The organism is Entomohabitans teleogrylli, assembly GCF_001484765.1.
Taxonomy (GTDB): Bacteria; Pseudomonadota; Gammaproteobacteria; order Enterobacterales; family Enterobacteriaceae; genus Entomohabitans; species Entomohabitans teleogrylli.
The window spans coordinates 17294-37823 of record NZ_LLXO01000028.1 but is presented as its reverse complement, the minus strand read 5'-3'; the positions used below and the strand labels follow the sequence as shown (position 1 = coordinate 37823).

Below are 20530 nucleotides of genomic sequence, written 5' to 3'. Positions count from 1 at the left end.
TAACAATCCTTTTGCGGCACTGTAGCAGTTCCCTTAACTCCCGCAAACAGAGGCATAAAAAAACGTGATGCAGATCGGCAATCAAAACGTTACTGGGCTTTTCAGCGCCTCTCCCGAAGCACCCTGCCTCCCACTCCTGAGCCGCGACGCCAGCGTCTTGCTGGCTGGAACGCGCTAACCGCGTTGCGCAGCTTTCCTGGTCGCAGCGTAATCATGGCTGACGCCATTAAGAGAGCGGCCCCCTTAATGATGACGGCATCTTAGCGGGCATCAATAACTCTCGCGATCTCCGCAGAGGTTTTTAATGCCCGGATCGTCCCGAAAAGTACACTGGCCTGAGGATATTCTTTGCGTAAATACCCCAGCCACTGCTTAATGCGCGCCACGTGGTACATACCGGTGTCCCCCTGCTTTTCCAGACGGGTGTATTTCCGCAACAGTTGCACGACCTCATCCCACGGCATCGGCGGCTGATGATATTTAATCACCCGGCTCAGGTTGGGCACATTCAGCGCCCAGCGCCCGACCATCAGCGCATCGCAGCCGGTTGCCGCCATGCAATCCTGCGCGCTTTGCCAGTCGCGAATTTCGCCGTTGGCGATAACCGGTATGGTCAGGCGGCGGCGAATCTCGCCAATCGCCGCCCAGTCGATACGCTCCGCTTTATAACCGTCTTCTTTGGTACGCCCGTGGACCACCAGCTCGCTGGCCCCGGCCTGTTCAACCGCATCGGCAATCTCCAGACTGCGGGCGCTACTGTCCCACCCGAGACGCACTTTTACGGTGACCGGCAACGCTGCCGGCACCGCCTCGCGCATCGCTTTCGCCCCCCGGTAAATCAGCTCCGGATCTTTCAGTAGCGTCGCCCCGCCGCCGCTGCCATTAACCAGCTTCGACGGGCAGCCGCAGTTAAGATCCACCCCCCAGCTCCCCAGCGCCACCGCCCGGGCGGCGTTTTCCGCCAGCCACTGCGGATGCTGGCCCAACAACTGGATACGCACCAAGGTGCCGGACGGCGTGCGGCTCTGGTTGCGCAGCTCCGGGCACAGTTTATAGAAGGATTTTGCCGGCAGCAGGCTATCCACCACCCGCAGAAATTCGGTGATGCACAGATCGTAGTCGTTGACGTCGGTCAGCAACTCGCGAACCAGGGAATCAAGTACTCCTTCCATGGGGGCGAGGAGGATGCGCATAGTGGTGTCCGTTTTGGTTGTGAGGCGCGGAGCGCCAGGGGTTAGAAATGGTTGTTTGTGGTGTTGTGGCTCAGTCTGCCGGTTTCCGTTCGCGTTATGTTATCCATTCTTTACTGGCTTCAGTAATTCGCGAACGGGTTAAGGGGCGCTACGCGGGAACTTCCACTCCCGGCCTTATCCTGCGGACCAGGCATGCCACATCACTGTTGCGGCATGCCTTTCTGGCGCCATCCATGGCACCAGATCTTTGTCTCACGGCCTTCGTGTCAGCGATTTCCAGCGTGACTCTGAAACCCTCGCGATAATACCCAGCCTAATCTGAAACAACCCTATTGCTGTAGGTTTCTTCAGGTAGTCACTATTTCGGCCCGCTATGGTAGCGCCCCGCGGGAAAATCGAAAACCGTTATCTGTTACGGGCAATAAAAAACCCCGAAGCCGGACAGGCCTCGGGGCAAACACATAGCACACCCTTTAATCAACCGTCTTAACGCGGTTCCAGACAGTTATCTTCTTTCCAGCCGTACAGCCATTCCATTGCCCGGTAAAACTCCGGCTGGCCTTTACCTTTCCACAGCAGGTTACGCACCTGGCGTTCAACGCCCGCGGCATGGTACAGACGCCCCATCTCGCGGGTCGACCACACGATACGCGCGGTACGTGGAATACGTACTGACTCATACAGCGCAAAGGCCTTCGCCGCATCCCCTTCGCAACGCTCCAGCGCCTTACCGATGGTCACCGCGTCTTCCAGCGCCATACAGGCGCCCTGCGCCATATACTGGGCTACCGGGTGCGCGGCGTCGCCGAGCAGCGTAATCCGATCGTTACCCCACTTCTCTACCGGCTCGCGATCCGCGGTGGACCAGCGCCGCCAACTGGTGGGTTTATCCAGCATCTGACGCGGACGCGGGTGAATACCCTTGAAGTAAGAAAGCACCTCTTCCTTACTGCCGTCCTTCACCCCCCACTCCTCTTGCTCGCGGCTGTGGAAAGTCACCACCAGATTGTACTGGGAACCGCCGCGCAGCGGATAATGCACCAGGTGGCAGTGTGGACCCGCCCACAATACCGGCGCATTAATTTGCAGATCTTCCGGCATATCGGCCTTATCAATCACCGCCCGGTATACCACATGGCCGGTCACCCGCGGGCCGTCTCCCAGAAGCGCCTGACGCACCACCGATTTACCGCCGTCGCAGCCCAGCAGAATATCCGCCGTCCAGCTATTGCCTTCGCTGTCATACACCGTGACATCGTTTTCTGTCTGGCTAATGTCCACCACCGTGGTGGAGGTGCGGTACTGAATATTCGGATGCTGCAGCGCGGCTTCCCATACCGTCCCGTGGATATCTACCCGGTGAATAACCGCGTAGGGACCGCCGAAATGGTCGCGGAACGCCTGGCCGGTTTCAATACGCACCACCTGCTCCGCGGTCACCGCGTCCATCATACAGATATGATCGGTAAACACCGCCCGCTGGCGGGCAACTTCCCCGACGCCCAGGCTATCGAGGGCTGAGAACGCATTTGGACCAAGCTGGATCCCGGCGCCAATTTCCCCAATTTCATGGGCTCTTTCCAGCAGCATCACGTCGATGCCCTGACGGGCCAGCGACAGGGCGGCTGCCGCCCCACCAATGCCGCCGCCGACGATAATTGCGCTTTTTACTTTAGCCATGGCTTGTCTCCTTTTATTGATTACGCCGGGATCTTGTCCGTCTGGTTTTCCGGAGCCGCCGCCACAAAGGCGGGCAGTTCCTGACAGGTCCGCCATACCGCCAGACAGCGCGGGTACGCACTCAGGTCGCACCCCATACGCTGGGCGTTGGCGATTTGCGGTATCAGACAACAATCGGCCAGGGTTGGGGCATCACCCACGCAGAAGCGTCCGGATTCGCTGCGTTTCAGCAACTGCTCCACGGCGCTCAGCCCCTGTTTAATCCAGTGGGCATACCAGCGATTTTTCTGTTCTTCGCTGATGCCCAGCTCTTCAGTCAGGTAACGCAGTACCCGCATGTTATTTACCGGGTGGATGTCGCAGGAGATAGCGTAAGCAATCTCCAGCACCCGGGCGCGTATTTCATCCTGTTCAGGAATCAGCGGCGCCTGGGTGTATGCCCTGTCGAGCCAGTCGATAATCGCCAGCGACTGGCCCAGCGCCTCTCCTTCATCGGTGACCAGCGTGGGCACCAGGGCTATCGGGTTAAGGCGCCGGTAATCCATCTGATTCTGCTCGCCGATGCGGATATTTACGCCGACGGTCTGGTAGTCAATGCCCTTCAGCGCCAGCGCAATACGCACCCGATAAGAGGCGGAACTGTTGAAAAAACTGTACAGCTTCATGGCAAACTCCTGCTCACACCACTTTCACGGCGATCGGCGTCAGGCCATCCACATTCCCGGTCATGACGTCCCCTTTGACGACCGGGCCAACCCCTTCCGGCGTACCGGTGAAGATCAGATCTCCCGGCTGCAGTTCGAAATAGCCGGACAGGTAGCTGATGGTTTCCGGTACTGACCAGATCAAATGACGAATATCACTGCGCTGGTGGTCTTCACCGTTGACCTGCAGCCAGATCGGCGCATTGTCCATACCGCTGACGCTGGCCGCCGGGTGCAGTGGCGCAATCGGGGCCGACAGGTCGAAAGCCTTACCGATTTCCCACGGACGCCCCATCTGGCGCATCTCCATCTGGCGGTCGCGGCGGGTCATATCCAGACCGGTTGCGTAGCCCCAGATATACTCATGGGCTTTTTCCAGCGGAATATCGCGCCCCTGCTTACCGATCGCCACTACCAGCTCAATCTCATAGTGGTAGTTATCGGTCTGCGCCGGGTACGGCAGTTCCAGCGTGGTGCCAGCCGCTACCGGCACAATCGCATCCGCCGGCTTGCAGAAAAAGAACGGCGGCTCGCGATCCGGATCAAATCCCATTTCCCGGGCGTGAGCGGCATAGTTACGGCCCACACAGTAGATACGGCGTACCGGGAACTGCGCGTCGCTGTCGGCAACGGGAACCGTAACAACGGGCTGCGGCTGGAATACATAATTCGTCATGATCTCTCTCCCAATTAATTGCGCGCTTCGCGGAACAGGCCGAGGAATTCCTGTACCGGACGATCCGAGAAGCTGAAAAGTACCGCCTCGCTGTCGCAGTCAAAAGAGACGGCGTTCCAGTTCGGCACCACAAAAGTATCTTTCGGCGTAAAGGTGAAGGTCTGCTCGCCGATAGTGACGCGCCCGCTGCCTTCCACCACGTGGTAGACCGTGCTGTCGGTACTGCGCGCCGTTTTTGAACGGAAGCCCTTCGGCATCAGTTGCAGGAAGGCGGCAATGGTCGGCATCGGATAGCCGCCGTTGACCGGGTTAACGTAGCGCAGTTTGTAACCTTCCCACTCATCCGGCTCGCCAAGGCGGCTCAGATCGTGCAGCGCTTCGCGGCTGCGGTCATAGCGATAGTTAAAGATCGGCGACGAGTTACCGCTCTGGTGGCGCAGCGGCAGCATATTGGCGGCGTAGCGCGGCAGGTAATCCCCTTCGCGGCGGGTCACCGGCTGCTGATCTTCCGGGTAGTTTTCGGCAAAACCGCAGCCAAGGTAGTTAACCAGCGGCAGATCCAGCCCGTCCAGCCATACCACCGGCTCATTACCGCTGTTGCCGTGGTCGTGCCAGCGCCACTGGGGCGTCAGGATAAAGTCCCCTTCGTGCATCACCGTACGCTCGCCGTCGACGGCGGTGAACGCGTCATTACCTTCCACAATAAAGCGCAGCGCCGACTGGGTGTGGCGATGGCTCGGCGCCACCTCGCCCGGCATAATCAATTGCAGGCCGGCATACAGCGAAGACGTAATCGACGCCTGACCGCGCAGGCTGGGGTTTTCCAGCACCAGCACCCGGCGGATAGCCTCTTTCGCGCCAATCAACTCGCCGCTCTGCATCAGGTACGGGCGAATATCCTGGTAACGCCACAGGGCCGGCGCACAGGTCGGATTGGGGGTGTTGGGCACCAGTGAATGCAGCGACTCCCACAGCGGCGCTAAATCCATGCCGGAAATTTGCTGATAAAACTGCTGACGTTGTTCCTGTACAGAAATATTGGTCATAGTCGTTCTCCTTATAGATTTAATCATTCGCCGCGCTGTGGCGGGGTACAGCGGCGTATCCAGGCGCAGTCACCGACAGACGCACACGCATCGACAGAGTGAGCAGCACCAGCATCAGGGCGCAGATCAGCGCCGGTAGAGCAATAATGGTGAACAGGGCGCCAAACGACAGATTCATCGCCATCATCATGCCGCCGCTAACCGAGCCGACGATGGCGCCGCAGCGACCTACCGCATTCGCCCAGCTCACGCCAGTGGCGCGGCACTGAGTGGGATACAGCGTGGCGCTCAGGGCGTTCAGCCCCACCTGCGAGCCGCTGATACCGATACCGGTGCCGAAAATCGCCAGCGCCATAATCCACAGCGAGCTTTCCGACAGGCCGATCATCACAATACACACCGCGCCCAGCAGGTAGCTGACGGCCAGCACCCAGTAAGGGTTAAGCCTGTCCATCATCCAGCCCAGCAGCATCGCCCCGAGGGTGCCGCCAATCTGGAATGCAGCGGTGATCCACGACGCATGCTGAAGATCGATGCCGCGATGGTTCAGCAGCGTCGGCATCCAGCTCGACAGCAGGTAGATGATCATCAGACTCATAAAGAACACCACCCACAGCATCAGCGTGACGACAATTGAGCGGCCGCGGAACAGGGCGCCGACGCTGCTACCTTTATGGCTGGCTGGTTCATCCAGATAGAAATGGGCGTTGCGGTACTGCTCGCCGGCGATACGGCTAAGGGTGGCGGCGATTTTTTGCTGTGGCTGGTTGTGCCGTACCTGCCAGCGCGGAGACTCCGGCAGTAAAAACAGCAGGCCGACAAACAGCGCCAGCGGCAATACACCGCCCAGCACCAGAATGCCCTGCCAGCCAATGCTGTGCACCAGTTGAGCGCTGACGATACCACCCAGCGCCGAACCGAGGGTGAAGCCGCAGAACATCAGGGTGACCAGCGCGCCGCGCCGGCGGGCCGGCAGGAATTCGGACGTCATGGTAATCGTATTGGGCATCGCGCCGCCCAGCCCGAGGCCGGTCAGAAAGCGCAGGATAACCAGGGTCTGTAAGTCAGGAGAGAAAGCCGACACCAGACTGAGCAGGCCAAAGAAGGCCACACACCACTCAATCACGCGTTTACGGCCAAAGCGGTCGGAAAGCGGGCCGCACAGCAGCGCCCCGCCAGTCAGGCCCAGCAGACCAGCGCCGAACAGCGGCGCCAGGTCGGCGGCGCTCAGCGCCCAGTGCTGGCGAATATCGGGAGCGATGAAGCCAATCGCGGCGGTATCGAAACCGTCCATCATCACCACCAGGAAACAGCAGATGACGACGCGCCATTGAATAGCGCGGATTGGGGAAGCGTCGATAAGCGCCTGAAGATCGCAACGTTGTAGGGTCATAGCAGATGCCTCGGTGCAGGTAAGTAGAGGTTGTTATGTTGTGTTTATGTTGCAATCTTGTGGTCTGAGGAATGAGATGTACAATGGTATTTCAGGCAGTGCTATAACCAGGAGGTTATATCTTTATGGCGGACTGGACCCAGAAACTAAAACTGCACCACTGGCAGTTGCTGGTGGCGATTGGCGAACAGGGTAATCTGAGCCGGGTGGCAAAAATGATGCACATCACCCAGCCGGCGCTTTCCAAATGGCTTAGCGCGCTGGAAGAAGAGATAGGTTTTGCCCTCTACGAGCGCCACAGCAAAGGACTACGCCCTTCCGAGGGTGGGAAATTGCTGCTCGAGCATGCCCAGCGGGTGATAAATGAGCTGGAACGCTCCCGGGAGGAGATGGCGCGCTTCCGGGAAGGCGGGCTGGTCGGTAGCCTGAAGATCGGCTGCTCGCCGGTGGCCACCGACTGTGTCTCGCAGGCCATTTTGCCGCTGCTGGAAGAGATGCCGGGGCTGCATCTGAACATAGAAGAAAAGGTCATGACGCCGCTGCTGCAGGATCTGACCTCCGGGGTGCTCGACGCAGTGGTGGGCAGGGTCGGCGGAAAAGCCCTGAAACTGCCCCTCAATTATCAGGTGCTGTATACCGAGCCGGTGTGCTTCGTGGCGCGCAACGATCATCCGCTGGCCGGACGCAGCGCCATTAGCTGGCGCGATCTGGCGCCGTGGCGCTGGATAGTCTGGCCCACCGGTACGCCGATCCGCATCAGTATCGACAGCGCGCTGGTGGATAACGGCGTGATGATGCCGGAGAATACCGTCGAATCCGCCTCCATGAACGTCACCCTTAACCTGCTACAGGCCAGCGATATGGTGTCGATCCTGTCGTGGCGACTGGCCCAGCGCTATGAGGCCCAGGGCCAGTTGTCGATCCTCGCCCTGCCGCGTATTGAGCAAAAAGGCAGCGTCGGCGTATTCTGGCGTAAAGACGATAACCCCTCCACCGCTCTGCTGCGCCTGATTTATCATCTGGAAAAAAGCGCCGGTTGACCGTCTGCGGCGTGCCGCGGAGGAATGTCTGATATGCTTTTAATTCATGATGTGATCGGTAGCACATTTTTGGGTTTAATTGTATGATGAATGCGTTTCTGAAAGGATGACCACCATGCGCAAAACGCTGATAACACTCTGGGAATATCTTCGGGCTTTTATCCTGATCTATGCCTGCCTGTATGCCGGAATCGGCATCGCTTCCCTGCTACCGATCGTAATTCCCGGCAGTATCATCGGGATGTTGATTTTATTTGTCCTGCTGGCGCTGCAGATTATGCCGTCAAAATGGGTGTTTCCCGGCTGCTACGTGCTGATTCGCTATATGGCGCTGTTGTTTGTGCCGATCGGCGTCGGGGTAATGCAGTACTACGATGTGCTGCGCGCGCAATTCGGCCCGGTGGTGGTCTCCTGCATTATCAGCACGCTGGTGGTACTGGTGGTGGTGAGCTGGAGCTCCCAATTGGTCCACGGCGAGCGCAAAGTCATCGGCCACGACGAGGCGGAAAAGCATGATTGACAATATCTGGTGGTCTCTGCCGCTGACCGTTGTGGTTTTTCTGGCGGCCCGCAAGCTGGGAGCAAAGTTTAAAAGTCCACTGCTCAATCCGCTACTGCTGTCGATGCTGGTGATTATTCCGCTGCTGCTGACGCTGGATATTCCCTACCAGCGCTACTTTGCGGGCAGCGAAGTGCTTAACGATCTGCTGCAGCCGGCGGTGGTGGCGCTGGCGTTTCCGCTCTATGAACAGTTGCACCAGATCCGCGCGCGCTGGAAATCAATTATTACCATCTGCTTTGCCGGCAGTATTGTGGCGATGGTCACCGGCACCGGTATTGCCCTGATGATGGGGGCCAGCCCGGAGATCGCCGCCTCGGTACTGCCGAAATCGGTCACCACGCCGATCGCCATGGCCGTCGGCGGCAGTATCGGCGGTATCCCGGCCATTAGCGCAGTGTGCGTAATCTTTGTCGGTATTCTTGGCGCGGTATTCGGCCACTCGCTGCTCAACCTGATGCGCATTAAAACCAAAGCGGCGCGCGGGCTGGCAATGGGCACCGCTTCCCACGCGCTGGGCACCGCCCGCTGCGCCGAACTGGATTTCCAGGAAGGGGCCTTCAGTTCGCTGGCGCTGGTGATCTGCGGCATTATCACCTCGCTGACGGCGCCGTTTCTGTTTCCGCTCATTATGGCGCTGTTTGGTTAATACTTGCTGCATATCTCGCAAATATTGCAATCAACAACTTCATTACATTAAAACAGAGATATTGATCACAATTGATAGCGCAAATGGGCCGTACACTACGCTCCCGTTACTCTGCTATGAGGTATCGCCATGCATCCACGTTTTGATTGCGCTTTCGCCACGCTGCCGGAAAAACTCCAGGCGGCCCTGTTGCCGCTGCTGAATGATGACCACTTCCCGGCCATGCTCAACGCTGACGAAGTGCAACGCGTCATGGATGAAAGCGGTCTGGATCGCCAGGCGCTGTCTTTCGCCCTGCTGCCGCTGGCCGCCGCCTGCGCCCAAACGCCGGTATCGCGTTTTAACGTCGGCGCTATCGCCAGCGGCGAAAGCGGCAACCTCTACTTCGGCGCCAACATGGAATTTCCCGGCACCACCATGCAGCAGACCATTCACGCTGAACAGAGCGCCGTCACCCACGCGTGGATGCGCGGTGAAACCCGCCTCACCGACATAACGGTCAATTACACCCCCTGCGGCCACTGCCGCCAGTTTATGAATGAACTGAACAGCGGCACCGATTTGCTGATTCATCTGCCGCAGCGCCAGCCGGGCACCCTTGGCCACTACCTGCCGGACGCCTTCGGCCCGCGCGATTTACAGATAGCCACGCTGCTGATGGACCCGTGCGACCACGGTTTTATCCCCCACGGCGACGCGCTGACCCAGGCGGCGATCGATGCGGCCAGCCGCAGCCACGCGCCCTACAGCGACTCGCCGTCAGGGGTAGCCCTGGCGTTACAGGACGGCGCCATTCTGACCGGGCGCTATGCGGAAAACGCCGCCTATAACCCGTCGCTGCCGCCACTACAGGCCGCTCTGAATCTGCTGTTCCTCACCGGCCGGGGCGCGGGCGATATCAGCCGCGCGGTGCTGGCGGAACGCGAAGCGCCGCTGCTGACCCAGTGGGACGCCACGCTCTCCACGCTGGAGTCGCTGGGTTGCACCTACGTCGAGCGAGTAGCGGTCGCATAAAAATTCGCCTACCGGCCCGACCCACTGGCGAAAATTACTGCAACCAGTCAGCGATTTCTTGCTCTTGCCGCAGGGGTAAAGTAGCCTTGGGAAAATTCCCCGTTCCCGAGTCGAGTCGGCAAGTTCATGTTTAAGCGCCTGTTGTACAGCCTGCTGGTCATTATCGGCTTATTGCTGTTGGCGGCGCTTGGTCTGGATCGCTGGATTAGCTGGCGCACAGCCCCCTACGTGTATGATGAACTTCAGGATCTGCCCTACCGCCAGGTGGGCGTGGTGCTGGGGACCGCCAAGTATTACCGCACCGGGGTGATTAATCAGTATTACCGTTACCGGATTCAGGGGGCGCTCAACGCCTACAACAGCGGTAAAGTGAACTACCTGCTGCTCAGCGGCGACAACGCCCAGCAGAGCTACAATGAACCGGTGACCATGCGTAAGGATCTGATCGCCGCCGGCGTCGATCCGGCGGATATCGTACTGGACTATGCAGGGTTCCGCACCCTCGACTCCATCGTGCGCACCCGTAAAGTGTTCGACACCAACGATTTCATCATTATTACCCAGCGCTTCCACTGCGAGCGGGCGCTGTTTATCGCCCTGCATATGGGGATTCAGGCCCAGTGCTATGCGGTACCGTCGCCAAAGAATATGCTCAGCGTGCGGCTACGGGAGTTCGGCGCCCGGCTTGGCGCGCTGGCGGATCTGTATATTTTTAAACGCGAGCCGCGTTTTCTCGGGCCGCTGGTACCGATTCCGGCGGTCCAGGAAGTGCCGGACGGCGCCCAGGGATACCCGGCGGTCACTCCGCAACAATTGCTGGATCTGCAAAAAGGCCGCCGCGACAAATAGCCGGGCGGCCCGTTTTACCTGAATAACGCCGCTCCCCGTCGTACAGGGAGCGGCGGTCCCGGCTTAGTACAGGGTTTTCTGCGGCGGTCCGGCGAACTGAATCTCGCCAATCGCGCACATATCCACCTCCACCACCACCGGTCCCGGATAATTAATGGCTTCCGCCATCACGCCGTCAAACTGCGCCGCTTCGCTAATCCGGTAGGACTGAATGCCCATTGAGCCCGCCAGAGCGGCGAAATCCGGGGTCAGCAGTTGGTTGTAATACTGACGACCGGCAAAGTACTTATCCTGAATACCGCGCATCACGCCATAGCCGCCGTCATTCATCACCAGCAGAGTGATATCGCAGCGTTCCTGAGCCATGGTCGCCAGTTCGCCGATGCCGAGCATCAGTCCGCCGTCCCCCACCAGCCCGACAATTTTTTTGCCCGGGTTCGCCACCGCGCTGCCTACCGCCATCGACAACCCCATGCCAATCGCCCCCGCCAGGGAGTGAATATTGCGCAGCGGCGCGGCGGCGCGAAACAGTCGGCTACCCCAGACGCTGCCGGAGACCGTAATATCGCGCACCAGAATACCGTCAGCCGGCAGCGCCCGGGCAATGGCGTCGTTGAGCCGGGCATAGGGCCCCGCCTGGGCGCGCAGCGCCTGCTCCGCCTGCGCCACGGCGGCGGCGATCTGTCCGTCCCATTCGCCGTTGCGCCGCTCGTCCGCCAGCAGACGCTCCGCCAGCGCGTTCAGCACCTGCCCACAGTCAGCGACGATCGCCTCGCTGATCTGATAGTTGCGGTTTATCGCCGCCGGATCGATATCAATCTGCACCCGCACTTCCGGCAAACCAAGGCTCCAGGTGCGGGTCTCGTTACTGCGCAGACGCGATCCGGCAATCACCAGCAGATCGCTTTGCGCCAGTAGCTGCTCCACGGAGGGCGAATTGTGGAACGCCCGCAGGCTGCGCGGATGGGAGTCCGCCAGAATCCCCCGCCCGTGAGTGGAAGAGATCACGGCGATCCCGGCATCCGCCAGACGCCGCACCGCGTCGGCACAGCCCAGCGCGCCGCCGCCGACCCACAGGATCGGTCGCCGCGCCTGGCTCACCCGCTGGTACAGATGCTCCAGTTGCTCGTCCGTAGCCTGCGGCGCCACGGGCGACGCCGGCGGCGCCGTCAACAGCGCCACGGGGATTTTCTCGGCCTGCACATCAATCGGGATCTCAATCGATACCGGCCCGCAGGGCGGCGTGCGCGCCTCAGCGATCGCTTTATGCAACAGCGCCACCGCCTGCCCGGCATTACTGACGCGGAAGGCCTTTTTGCAACTGGCGCGCAGAAAGCCGAGCTGATCGCGGGCCTCGTGGATAAAGCCCACATCGGCGTCCAGCCAGGCCTTTTCCACCTGTCCGGTAATATGCAGCAGCGGCGAGCCGGCGTTGGTCGCCTCCACCAGCGCGCCCACGGCATTGCCGGCTCCGGCGCCGGTGCTGGTCAGCGCTACGCCAAGGCCGGAAAAGCGCCCGTGGGCGTCCGCCATAGTCACCGCGCCGGCCTCGCCGCGCGCCGGCACAAAATGGATGCGCTCACGGCGGCCAATGGCGTCCGCCACCGGCAGGTTATGGATGGAGATAATGCCGTATACGGCGTCTACATGGTACTGTTCCAGCGTTCGGGCAATCGCTTCGCCCACGGTAATCTCTTCGCTCATCGTCAGCCTTCTCATCAGTTATTATTGCCACGCCGGTTCAGTCGCTCCACAGATTACTCTGCCCGCTCAGCCCCAGATAAATACTCTTTTGCTGCATATATGCTTTAATGCCCTGCAGCCCCTTCTCCCGCCCGAGGCCGCTGTCTTTAAAGCCGCCGAACGGGGTGGAAATCGAAAATGTTTTATAGGTGTTGATCCACACGGTGCCGACCTCCAACGCCCGCGCCAGACGCAGCGCGCGCGGAAAATCCCGGCTCCAGATCCCCGCCGCCAGACCGTAAACCGAATCGTTAGCCAGGGCTATCAACTCTTCTTCGTCGTCAAACGGCATCGCCACCAGCACCGGGCCGAAAATCTCCTCCTGGCACACCTGCGCCTGGTTATTCAGCCCTTCAATCAGCGTCGGCAGATAGTAACTGCCGTTAGCCAGCGCCGAGTCGGCAGGGGCTTCGCCGCCCACCAGCACCCGTCCGCCCTCTTTTTTCGCCAGTTCCACATACGCCGCCACGCTGGCGCGATGGGCCGGGCTAATCAGCGGACCCAGATGGGTGTCGGCGGCAAACGGAGAGCCCACCCGCAGCCCGCGCGCCAGTTCCGCCACCCGCGCCACCAGCGCCTGATAACATTCGCGTTGCACGAACAGCCGCGCTCCGGCGATACACGCCTGGCCGGCAGAGCTGTAAATGCCGTAGCTGATGCCGCGCGCCGCCTGTTCGAGGTCGGCGTCTGCCAGTACGATGGTCGGCGATTTGCCCCCCAGTTCCAGCGAGGTCGGAATCAGCCGCCCGGCGGCGATCGCCGCCAGATGGCGCCCGGTACGGGTTCCGCCGGTAAATGAAATTTTGCGCACCGCATGGTGACGGGCGATGGCTTCGCCCACCACGCTGCCTTTACCGGGCAGGACGCTGAGCAGACCTGCGGGTAATCCCGCCTGTTCAAACAGTTCCGCCAGCTTCAGGGCCATCAGCGGCGTGGCTTCCGCCGGTTTGAGGATCACCGCGTTACCCGCCGCCAGCGCCGGCGCCACTTTCTGCATTTCACTGGCGATCGGCGAGTTCCACGGCGTGATGGCCGCCACCACGCCAAGCGGTTCATACTCACTCAGGGTCATCACCGCGGCGCTGCGCGGCGTCGGCAGCTCGCCCTCCAGCACTTCGCAGGCGGCGGCAAAATAGCGCGCGGTCGCCGCGGCGCTGGCCACCAGCCCGCGGGTTTCCGCCAGCGGTTTACCGTTATCAAGACTTTGCAGGCGCGCCAGTTCCTCCTGCTGCGCCACGATCAGTTCGCTGACCCGATACAGGATGGTCGCACGCTCATGGGGCAGCCGCCCGCGCCACTGCGGGTCGCGCCAGGCCCGATCCGCTGCGCCGATCGCCTCTTCCACATCCTCAAGGCTGGCGGCGTTAAGGCGGGCGATTTCCCTGCCATCCGCCGGATAGCGGGATACCATCTCTTCACCCCGACCGGTGCGCCAGCGCCCGGCGATAAAAATCGGCTGTAAATCCATCGCGTTCTCCCTACCAGGCATAGTCCTGGTTCAGTAAATGACGGCAGGCCTGTACCGCGCTCAGGGCGGCCAGGGTGGAGGTTTTCGGATTCGCCGCCAGCGGATTGCCGCACAGCTCAATATGAAATTCACCGAATCCGCCGCTGGCGTGGATCACGTGGGTATTGCGCCGCGCATCGGGATCGACCTTTAACTGCACCCGGGTATCGTCAAGGCCGATGCCCATCAGCGCGATCGTGGCCGCCACGTTGGCATTGGCCGGAAACAGACGCGCCGCTTCGCGCGCCGTACCTTCGAAAAAGATTTGCGCCTTGCGCACCGTATCCAGATCCACCAGTTGTTCCGCCGGGCTGCCGCGCCAGCTGGCGGGACCTTTGCAGGACTGATACGTCACGCTATCCAGCCCCCCTTCCCGGGCGCTGGCCAGGCCGTCCATACCGGCGACCGCCCCGGACAGCACCACCAGACGTCCGCCGCCCTGCTGCGCGCTGCGCTTCAGCGCCTGCTGCAGTTCGCTATCGGCCAGCGCGCCGGTGGAGATCACCGCCATGGTCCAGCCGCGGGCGAGGACAGCCGCGCCATATTCCCGCACCGCCTGCTGGCTGGCGCACTCCAGTACCAGATCCGGCGCGACCGGACACTGCTGCGGATCGCTCAGCGCGGCTCCCGGGCTGAAGCGCGCATTGATGGCGTCATGATGACGCGGATGGGCCACCACCCAGCCGACGCTGACCCCCTGCGGCAGGCGCTCTATAACCGCCTGCGCCATCGCGCCGTAGCCAATCAGCATGATTTTTTTCATTTCCGGCCCTCACAGATGACGGTTAAAACCGCCGGACACATCCAGCGTGGCGCCGGTGGTGAATGACGCCAGCGGCGAAGCGAGAAACAGCAGCGCCTGCGCCGCTTCTTCCGGCTTACCGAGCCGCCCCATCGGAATGCCGCGTTTACGGGCAATGGCGGCGATCCAGCTTTCCCAGTCCTGGCTCTGGTCGTCGCGCTGTTCAAAGCGGCGTCGCCACTGGCCGGACTCCACCATCCCGAGCAGGATTGAGTTGACGCGGATCCCCTGCTCCACCAGCGATTTCGACAGGTTGAGGGTCATATTGAGCAGTGCCGCCCGGGCCGCCGAAGTGGCGATCATGTGCTCTTCCGGCTGTAGCGCCAGCAGCGAGTTCACGCAGGTCACCGACGCCCGGCCCGAACGGCGTAACTGGGGTAAAAAGGCGTTTAGCGGATTCAGCACCCCAAACAGTTTCAGTTGTGCTTCATGCAGCCAGGCGCTTTCCGGGGTCTGCTCAAAACTGGCGACATAGCCCTGTCCGGCGTTATTGATCAACATCTCCGCCGCCCCCAGTTGCTGCTCCACCCGCTCAGCAAACTGCTGAACTTCCTGCGCGTTAAGCACATCGCAGCCGTGAGCGACAATGTCAGCATCGGGAAACTCACCGCGCAGGCGCTCCAGCGCAGCGCTCAGGCGCTCCCGGTCACGGCCGCAGAAAGCGACTTTCGCCCCTTCGGCCAGCAGCAGGCGCAGGGTGGCGAACCCGATACCGGATGATCCGCCGGTCACTACCGCCACCCGTCCTTCAATCTGGTAATTCATAACCCGTCTCCTGATGACTGCCGCGCGATATCACACAGCAGCCGGTTAAACTGTTCCGGGGCATCGAGATAGCTGGCATGGCCGGCGGCGGCAATCAGCCGGAACGGCGCGCCGCAGCGCTGCGCCAGCGCGGCGGCATCCGGCGCGGGCGTAATCCCGTCCTCAGCGCCGCACCACACCGCCAGCGTTCCCCGATAGTCGCGCAGATAAGGCTCCAGCGCATCATCGGCCAGCATGCGCGCGGCGGCGAGAAACCCGTCCCGGCGCAGGGCCAGCATGCCGTCGCGCACGGTGGCGATATCCACGGCATCGGCTCCCGGGCGCAGCAGCAGCGGGCCGCGGCGCTGCGCATAATCGGCCACATCCTCCGCCTGACGGCGACGGATACTGAAAACCTGTTCACGCCGCGCGCTGTCCGCGCCGCCGTAGCCCTGCGCCGGATCGGCGAACGCCAGCCCGGCGACCCGCTGTGGGTAAGCGGCGGCAAAAGCCGCGGCCATCATGGCCCCCAGCGAATGGCCGACGATCGTCGCCCGCTCCAGCCCCAGCGCATCCAGCCAGTGGGCCAGCGTCCGGGCATAGTCCGCCGCCCGCGGCCGGGATACGGCCAGCGGCGTGCTATCGCCATAGCCCGGCGCATCCCAGGCCCACAGCCGACAGCGAGCGCACAGCGCCGGGTCCGTCAGCTGTTTATGCCAGGAAGCGGCCCGGGAGCTGATACCGTGCAACAGCACCACATCCACCCCCTGACCGGCGTGGCGATAGCTCAGTTGACCGCCGTTAAGGCTCAGACTGCCCTGCTCCATTAGTTACGCTTCACTTTCGACAGCGGATGATCTGCCGGATAGGTCGGGGTGACCGGCTGCGGATTGCCGATCATCACCAGCATCAGCGCCTCTTCTTCGCCGTGATTAAACAGGCCGCGATAGATCCCCTTCGGCACTGAAATCAGGTCGCGTTCGCGCAGCACGGTCTGGTATTCCTCTTCGCCATCGCGCACGAATAAAGTGATGGTGCCGCGCAACATGAAAAAGACCTCTTCAGCATCGGTGTGCAGATGCAGCGGCCCTTCGCATTTCGCCGGCAATACCATAGTAGAGAAGGTGAAATGCTCAGCGGGTACCGTGTTGACATCGTTTGCCACCCCGGTGGCGCCGGTACCGATGTAACGCATCTGGGCGCGGCGGTATTTAGGGTCGAAATCCGCCTGGAATTTCAGGGCATTCCAGTCGTACTGGCGGCCTTCAAAGCGCGCCACCCGCGACTCCACCCACTCCTGCAACGATTTATCCTGCGGTTTTACCGCCTGCGGTCTCAGTTCGGTCATGTCAGACATAGTGATTCTCCGGTTATCAATAGTGTTTCAGCAGCGGCAGCAGCATCAGGCACCCCACACCGGCCACCGCGGCCAGGAACAGCAAACCGCTGTCCATATCGTGGAGGGCAGCAATCAGCAGGCCCATCACTACCGGCGCCAGAGCGCCGGCAAAGTTACCCAGTCCGTTAAAAATGCCCCCCGCCGTGGCGCTCACCTGGCTGGCGGTGGCTTTCGCCAGCAGGGCGAAAATATTTGGCGCCCCGGTGCCCCACATAAAGGTGCTGAAGGCCATGGCGCCCATCACCGCCCAGGTACTGTCCAGATACAGCACCAGCAGCAGCCCGGCGCCGGCCCCGCACATCGAGACAAAACAGCTCAGGGCGCGCCAGTTGAGGCGATCGGCATACCAGGCGCCGAGCACTTCGCCAAGCAGCATGGCGATAAACGGCAGCGAAGAGAGATAGCTGGCGTGCTCCAGATGGATGCCTTTACCGGCGATCAGATAACTGGGCAGCCAACCGTTCATGCCCCACAGATAGGTGAGAAAGGTGACGTTAAACAGGCAGATCAACCAGAAATGCGGCTGCCGGAGCAGTTCGCGTCTTTCCTGGCGGCGCTGGCGCTGCATCCCGGCGCGCTGCGCCGGCGCGGGCATTGCGGCAGCGCGCGGCGGCCTCATGTGGCGCAGACCGAACCACACCCACAGCATCACCGGCACCGTCATAGCCGCCATGGCGAAAAAGGTCGCCTGCCAGCCGACATGGCTGAGGATATACAGGGTGACCGGAAAGCCGACCGCGGCGCCAATCGGCGTGCCCAGCAGCCACAGCATGGTGGCGCGCGCCTGGAGATGCTGCGGAAAGGCGTGGCGGATAATCGAAAACGCCAGCGGGAACAGCGGCCCTTCAGCGATACCGAGCAAAATACGCAGCGTCATCATGCCGTGATAAGAATGGGTAAAACCCATCATGATCATCAGCAGACACCAGATCCCCATCATCGCCAGCAGCAGTTTTTTCGGGGAAATCCGGTCGCCAATACCGCTGAGCAATGTCGATGACAGGCCGTAGGAGAGCAGAAATGCCGTCATCAGTAGCCCGAGCCGGGTGGGATCAAAGTCGATGCCCAGCGCCTGCTGGAAACCGGCATCGGAAAACAGCGCCGCAATGCTTATCTTGTCGAAAAACGCCAGCAGCACACAGGCAAACAGCGCCAGCGGCACACTCCAGCGCACCGGCTGCGCCTGCGGTTGCGTCGTTTCCGTCGGCACAGGCTGGCCGACGCGCTGGCCGATGCTGTCGTCCAGTTCGTGGGTGGTAGTCATGATGTTTCCTCGCGGAGTAAAGCCGTGGTTTATTTCAGCGACATCAGTGAAAATTCCGGGTTGACCAGTTGCGCCGGATCCAGTTCGCGGTCAGAGGCCTGCCAGCGCCGGGCCAGTTTAACCGTGCGCGGATCATTGAAGCTCACCAGTTGGGTAAGACGCCCGCGCTCATCAAGCGAAAAATAGACATCCCCCGCCGGCTGGCGGCGGATCCAGGTACGATCGGCAACGCCGGGCAGCCCGAGGATCTGGATATTGTGGCCGTATTGATCCGACCACAGCCACGGACCGTCGTCATATTCCGGCGCCTGGGGATCGCGCATCGCCGCGGCGGTGGCGATAGCCTGATTTTGCGCCCAGGCCCAGGATTGCAGGCACAGACCGAGCCGCGGATGTTGCGCCACATCGCCGACCGCGAAAATCGCCGGATCGCTGGTTCGGCCCCGGGCGTCCACCACGATGCCCTGCGCGACCTTAAGACCGGCGCGGGCGGCCAGCTCGCTGTTCAGCGTTACGCCAATCCCTACCACTACGCAGTCAAAGGCCTGTTGCTCCGTGGCCGCACTGCCGATAAGCGCCAGACCTTGCTGGTCGTCGAGGGTGACGGCGCCGCAGTTGAGATGCACCGTCACGCCGTGACTCTGGTGCAGCGCCAGCAGTCCGCTGGAAACGTCAGGATCGACGCTACGCTGGCACAGACGCGGCTGGGATTCGAATACCGTCACCGCTTTACCCAGTCCGCGGGCGGTGGCGGCAATCTCCAGGCCTATCCAGCCGCCGCCGACCACCGCCACCCGCTGCCCGGCGGACAGCCCGGCGCGCAAACGCGTGGCGTCGTCCCAGCTGCGCAGGGTGTAAACCCGCGGATGGGCCTGCCATTCGCGGCCCGGTAGTCGCGCCTGACCGCCGGTGGCGATCACCAGTTGGTCATAGCGCAGACGCTCGCCGCTGCTCAGCACCACCTCCTGCGCCGCGCGGTCAATCGCCTCGGCCCGCAGCGGTCGGCGCCATTCAAGGTTCAGCGCCGCCAGCGTCTCTGCGCTGAACAATGGGCTGAACGGCGGCTGCGCCTGCTGTAGCGCCGATTTGGACAGCGGCGGGCGCTCATAGAAATCCCAGGATTCGTCGCCGACCACCACCAGCCGACCGGTAAACCCTTTATCGCGCAGGGTTTTCGCCGTCCAGCCGCCGGCCTGCCCGGCGCCGATAATCACAATGGTGTCGCTCATAGCGCCCCCTCTTTGCGCTGCTGGCGGCGGGTATCGGCGTCAATACCGCCTTCGACCGCCCATTCGGTAAAGGACACCAGCGAATGCTCCAGCTCGCGCGGCTGCCAGTTTTCCGTCAGGTAGTCGTCGTTGGTGTAGTATTCAAACGCGCCGCCGCAAGGGCTGTTGACATACCAGAAGTAAGCCGAAGAGACAGGATGGCGGCCAGGCCCGATAAAAGTGCTCCACTTCTGGCGGTTCATGGCGATACCGCCCCCCACCACTTCATGGATATCGCGCACCGTAAACGCCACATGATTCAGCCCGGCGCCGCGCTGTGGCAGTTTCAGCAGGAACAGATTGTGGTGGCCGCCACGCGCCTGGCAGCGCAGAAACACGGCGCGATCGATATAGCGATCGGATACCTGAAAACCGAGGACTTCACGATAGAAACGTTCCGTGGCCGCCAGATCGTCAACAAAGAACACCACGTGGCCGATATTGATCGGCCGGGCGCCCTCATAGAGCGGACTCGGCTGATCGACGCGGCGCACATCGCCCCACTGGTTGATCGGCGGTACCGTCAGATTAACCTCCACCTGGCGGCTGACGATGATGCGCAGGGTCATGCCGTTGGGATCGCGGCACTCCAGCCCGTCTGCGGTTTCGCGAAAGCCCGGACAATCACGCAGGCGCGGCGCCAGCGCCGCCAGATCCGCCGCGCTGGCCACTCCCCAGGTCATGCGGCGCAGGGTCGAGCCGTCTTCAAAAGGGGCCGGCAACTCAGAGTCCTGCAGCGAGGCCAGCGCAACGCGCGCCCCGCTCAGGGTAGTGAATTCGCGACCTGGAGGGGTCGCATCCGCGGCGGGCGTCAGGCCAAAATCCTGCATAAAGCGGGCGCAGGCCTGTAAATCCGTGACGCCAAATTCAAGCCGTTCAATGCCGGTAACCGGTGAAAATTCGCTGTTCATCATTGTGCCTCTTGGTCCTGTGCGCCCGGATTCAGGCGTACGGGTGCCCGTGACGCATAAAAACGCGCCCGAAACGTGTTAAGGAATCA

At 61.5% G+C, this 20530-nt stretch carries 20 protein-coding genes; 5 read left to right on the top strand and 15 right to left on the bottom strand.

Features of this window, described 5'->3' with window-relative positions:
- Positions 1-260: 260 nt before the first annotated feature.
- From dusC to mhbT, 6 genes are all read right to left on the bottom strand, one after another.
- Positions 261-1193 carry a tRNA dihydrouridine(16) synthase DusC gene (gene dusC, locus AQ981_RS21590; protein WP_058913836.1) on the bottom strand — a complete coding sequence of 311 codons (933 nt, stop codon included), beginning with the start codon at positions 1191-1193 and terminating at the stop codon, positions 261-263.
- A gap of 486 nt (positions 1194-1679) precedes the next feature.
- Complete coding sequence (locus AQ981_RS21585) at positions 1680-2873, bottom strand: 3-hydroxybenzoate 6-monooxygenase (RefSeq protein ID WP_058913835.1); 1194 nt, start codon at positions 2871-2873, stop codon at positions 1680-1682.
- A 20-nt stretch (positions 2874-2893) separates the two neighbouring features.
- A complete protein-coding gene (gene maiA / locus AQ981_RS21580) occupies positions 2894-3538 on the bottom strand; it encodes a maleylacetoacetate isomerase (RefSeq protein ID WP_058913834.1) in 645 nt (214 codons plus the stop codon).
- Positions 3539-3551: 13 nt separating this feature from the next.
- A complete protein-coding gene (locus tag AQ981_RS21575) occupies positions 3552-4253 on the bottom strand; it encodes a fumarylacetoacetate hydrolase family protein (RefSeq protein ID WP_058913833.1) in 702 nt (233 codons plus the stop codon).
- A 14-nt stretch (positions 4254-4267) separates the two neighbouring features.
- Positions 4268-5299: a gentisate 1,2-dioxygenase gene (gene gtdA, locus AQ981_RS21570; protein WP_058913832.1), complete on the bottom strand. Its 1032-nt coding sequence runs from the start codon at positions 5297-5299 to the stop codon at positions 4268-4270.
- Between the two features lie 19 nt (positions 5300-5318).
- Positions 5319-6692, bottom strand: coding sequence for a 3-hydroxybenzoate transporter MhbT (gene mhbT, locus AQ981_RS21565; RefSeq protein WP_058913831.1), 1374 nt, complete (start codon positions 6690-6692; stop codon positions 5319-5321).
- 125 nt (positions 6693-6817) lie between these two features.
- On the opposite strand from mhbT, the gene AQ981_RS21560 reads away from it, so the two are divergent.
- The 5 genes from AQ981_RS21560 to sanA all read left to right on the top strand — a co-directional run bounded on the left by AQ981_RS21560 (position 6818) and on the right by sanA (position 10803).
- On the top strand, positions 6818-7732 hold the full coding sequence (locus tag AQ981_RS21560) for a LysR substrate-binding domain-containing protein (protein ID WP_058913830.1): 915 nt from the start codon (positions 6818-6820) through the stop codon (positions 7730-7732).
- A 115-nt stretch (positions 7733-7847) separates the two neighbouring features.
- Positions 7848-8252, top strand: coding sequence for a CidA/LrgA family protein (locus AQ981_RS21555; RefSeq protein ID WP_058913829.1), 405 nt, complete (start codon positions 7848-7850; stop codon positions 8250-8252).
- Positions 8245-8940, top strand: coding sequence for a CidB/LrgB family autolysis modulator (locus AQ981_RS21550; RefSeq protein WP_058913828.1), 696 nt, complete (start codon positions 8245-8247; stop codon positions 8938-8940). Before AQ981_RS21555 ends, AQ981_RS21550 begins: the two co-directional genes overlap by 8 nt.
- A 129-nt stretch (positions 8941-9069) precedes the next feature.
- On the top strand, positions 9070-9954 hold the full coding sequence (gene cdd, locus AQ981_RS21545) for a cytidine deaminase (RefSeq protein ID WP_058913827.1): 885 nt from the start codon (positions 9070-9072) through the stop codon (positions 9952-9954).
- A gap of 126 nt (positions 9955-10080) precedes the next feature.
- Positions 10081-10803 (top strand): outer membrane permeability protein SanA, encoded by a 723-nt coding sequence (gene sanA / locus AQ981_RS21540; RefSeq protein WP_058913826.1) that lies wholly within the window; start codon positions 10081-10083, stop codon positions 10801-10803.
- A gap of 63 nt (positions 10804-10866) precedes the next feature.
- Here sanA and AQ981_RS21535 read toward each other — a convergent pair whose 3' ends face one another.
- From AQ981_RS21535 to AQ981_RS21495, 9 genes are read right to left on the bottom strand one after another with little or no spacing between them, the layout of a single operon-like run.
- Complete coding sequence (locus AQ981_RS21535; RefSeq protein ID WP_058913825.1) at positions 10867-12507, bottom strand: thiamine pyrophosphate-binding protein; 1641 nt, start codon at positions 12505-12507, stop codon at positions 10867-10869.
- 37 nt (positions 12508-12544) lie between these two features.
- On the bottom strand, positions 12545-14014 hold the full coding sequence (locus AQ981_RS21530; RefSeq protein WP_058913824.1) for an aldehyde dehydrogenase: 1470 nt from the start codon (positions 14012-14014) through the stop codon (positions 12545-12547).
- Between the two features lie 10 nt (positions 14015-14024).
- A complete protein-coding gene (locus tag AQ981_RS21525) occupies positions 14025-14816 on the bottom strand; it encodes an aspartate dehydrogenase (protein WP_058913823.1) in 792 nt (263 codons plus the stop codon).
- Between the two features lie 9 nt (positions 14817-14825).
- Entirely contained in the window at positions 14826-15620 is a 795-nt protein-coding gene (locus tag AQ981_RS21520) for an SDR family oxidoreductase (RefSeq protein ID WP_058913822.1), read from the bottom strand.
- Complete coding sequence (locus AQ981_RS21515) at positions 15617-16426, bottom strand: alpha/beta fold hydrolase (protein WP_058913821.1); 810 nt, start codon at positions 16424-16426, stop codon at positions 15617-15619. Before AQ981_RS21515 ends, AQ981_RS21520 begins: the two co-directional genes overlap by 4 nt.
- Positions 16426-16956, bottom strand: a complete 531-nt coding sequence (locus tag AQ981_RS21510) for a cupin domain-containing protein (protein ID WP_058913820.1) — start codon at positions 16954-16956, stop codon at positions 16426-16428. The genes AQ981_RS21515 and AQ981_RS21510 overlap by 1 nt, the downstream gene beginning before the upstream one ends.
- Positions 16957-16972: 16 nt before the next feature.
- On the bottom strand, positions 16973-18262 hold the full coding sequence (locus tag AQ981_RS21505; protein ID WP_058913819.1) for an MFS transporter: 1290 nt from the start codon (positions 18260-18262) through the stop codon (positions 16973-16975).
- Positions 18263-18291: 29 nt separating this feature from the next.
- Positions 18292-19491: an NAD(P)/FAD-dependent oxidoreductase gene (locus AQ981_RS21500; RefSeq protein WP_058913818.1), complete on the bottom strand. Its 1200-nt coding sequence runs from the start codon at positions 19489-19491 to the stop codon at positions 18292-18294.
- A complete protein-coding gene (locus AQ981_RS21495; protein ID WP_082683244.1) occupies positions 19488-20441 on the bottom strand; it encodes a VOC family protein in 954 nt (317 codons plus the stop codon). Before AQ981_RS21495 ends, AQ981_RS21500 begins: the two co-directional genes overlap by 4 nt.
- Between the last annotated feature and the right edge of the window lie 89 nt (positions 20442-20530).

Coding starts and splice junctions, on each gene's coding strand:
- dusC (WP_058913836.1), bottom strand. CDS start 1,193: ATGCGCATCCTCCTCGCCCCCATGGAAGGAGTACTTGATTCCCTGGTT.
- AQ981_RS21585 (WP_058913835.1), bottom strand. CDS start 2,873: ATGGCTAAAGTAAAAAGCGCAATTATCGTCGGCGGCGGCATTGGTGGG.
- maiA (WP_058913834.1), bottom strand. CDS start 3,538: ATGAAGCTGTACAGTTTTTTCAACAGTTCCGCCTCTTATCGGGTGCGT.
- AQ981_RS21575 (WP_058913833.1), bottom strand. CDS start 4,253: ATGACGAATTATGTATTCCAGCCGCAGCCCGTTGTTACGGTTCCCGTT.
- gtdA (WP_058913832.1), bottom strand. CDS start 5,299: ATGACCAATATTTCTGTACAGGAACAACGTCAGCAGTTTTATCAGCAA.
- mhbT (WP_058913831.1), bottom strand. CDS start 6,692: ATGACCCTACAACGTTGCGATCTTCAGGCGCTTATCGACGCTTCCCCA.
- AQ981_RS21560 (WP_058913830.1), top strand. CDS start 6,818: ATGGCGGACTGGACCCAGAAACTAAAACTGCACCACTGGCAGTTGCTG.
- AQ981_RS21555 (WP_058913829.1), top strand. CDS start 7,848: ATGCGCAAAACGCTGATAACACTCTGGGAATATCTTCGGGCTTTTATC.
- AQ981_RS21550 (WP_058913828.1), top strand. CDS start 8,245: ATGATTGACAATATCTGGTGGTCTCTGCCGCTGACCGTTGTGGTTTTT.
- cdd (WP_058913827.1), top strand. CDS start 9,070: ATGCATCCACGTTTTGATTGCGCTTTCGCCACGCTGCCGGAAAAACTC.
- sanA (WP_058913826.1), top strand. CDS start 10,081: ATGTTTAAGCGCCTGTTGTACAGCCTGCTGGTCATTATCGGCTTATTG.
- AQ981_RS21535 (WP_058913825.1), bottom strand. CDS start 12,507: ATGAGCGAAGAGATTACCGTGGGCGAAGCGATTGCCCGAACGCTGGAA.
- AQ981_RS21530 (WP_058913824.1), bottom strand. CDS start 14,014: ATGGATTTACAGCCGATTTTTATCGCCGGGCGCTGGCGCACCGGTCGG.
- AQ981_RS21525 (WP_058913823.1), bottom strand. CDS start 14,816: ATGAAAAAAATCATGCTGATTGGCTACGGCGCGATGGCGCAGGCGGTT.
- AQ981_RS21520 (WP_058913822.1), bottom strand. CDS start 15,620: ATGAATTACCAGATTGAAGGACGGGTGGCGGTAGTGACCGGCGGATCA.
- AQ981_RS21515 (WP_058913821.1), bottom strand. CDS start 16,426: ATGGAGCAGGGCAGTCTGAGCCTTAACGGCGGTCAACTGAGCTATCGC.
- AQ981_RS21510 (WP_058913820.1), bottom strand. CDS start 16,956: ATGTCTGACATGACCGAACTGAGACCGCAGGCGGTAAAACCGCAGGAT.
- AQ981_RS21505 (WP_058913819.1), bottom strand. CDS start 18,262: ATGACTACCACCCACGAACTGGACGACAGCATCGGCCAGCGCGTCGGC.
- AQ981_RS21500 (WP_058913818.1), bottom strand. CDS start 19,491: ATGAGCGACACCATTGTGATTATCGGCGCCGGGCAGGCCGGCGGCTGG.
- AQ981_RS21495 (WP_082683244.1), bottom strand. CDS start 20,441: ATGAACAGCGAATTTTCACCGGTTACCGGCATTGAACGGCTTGAATTT.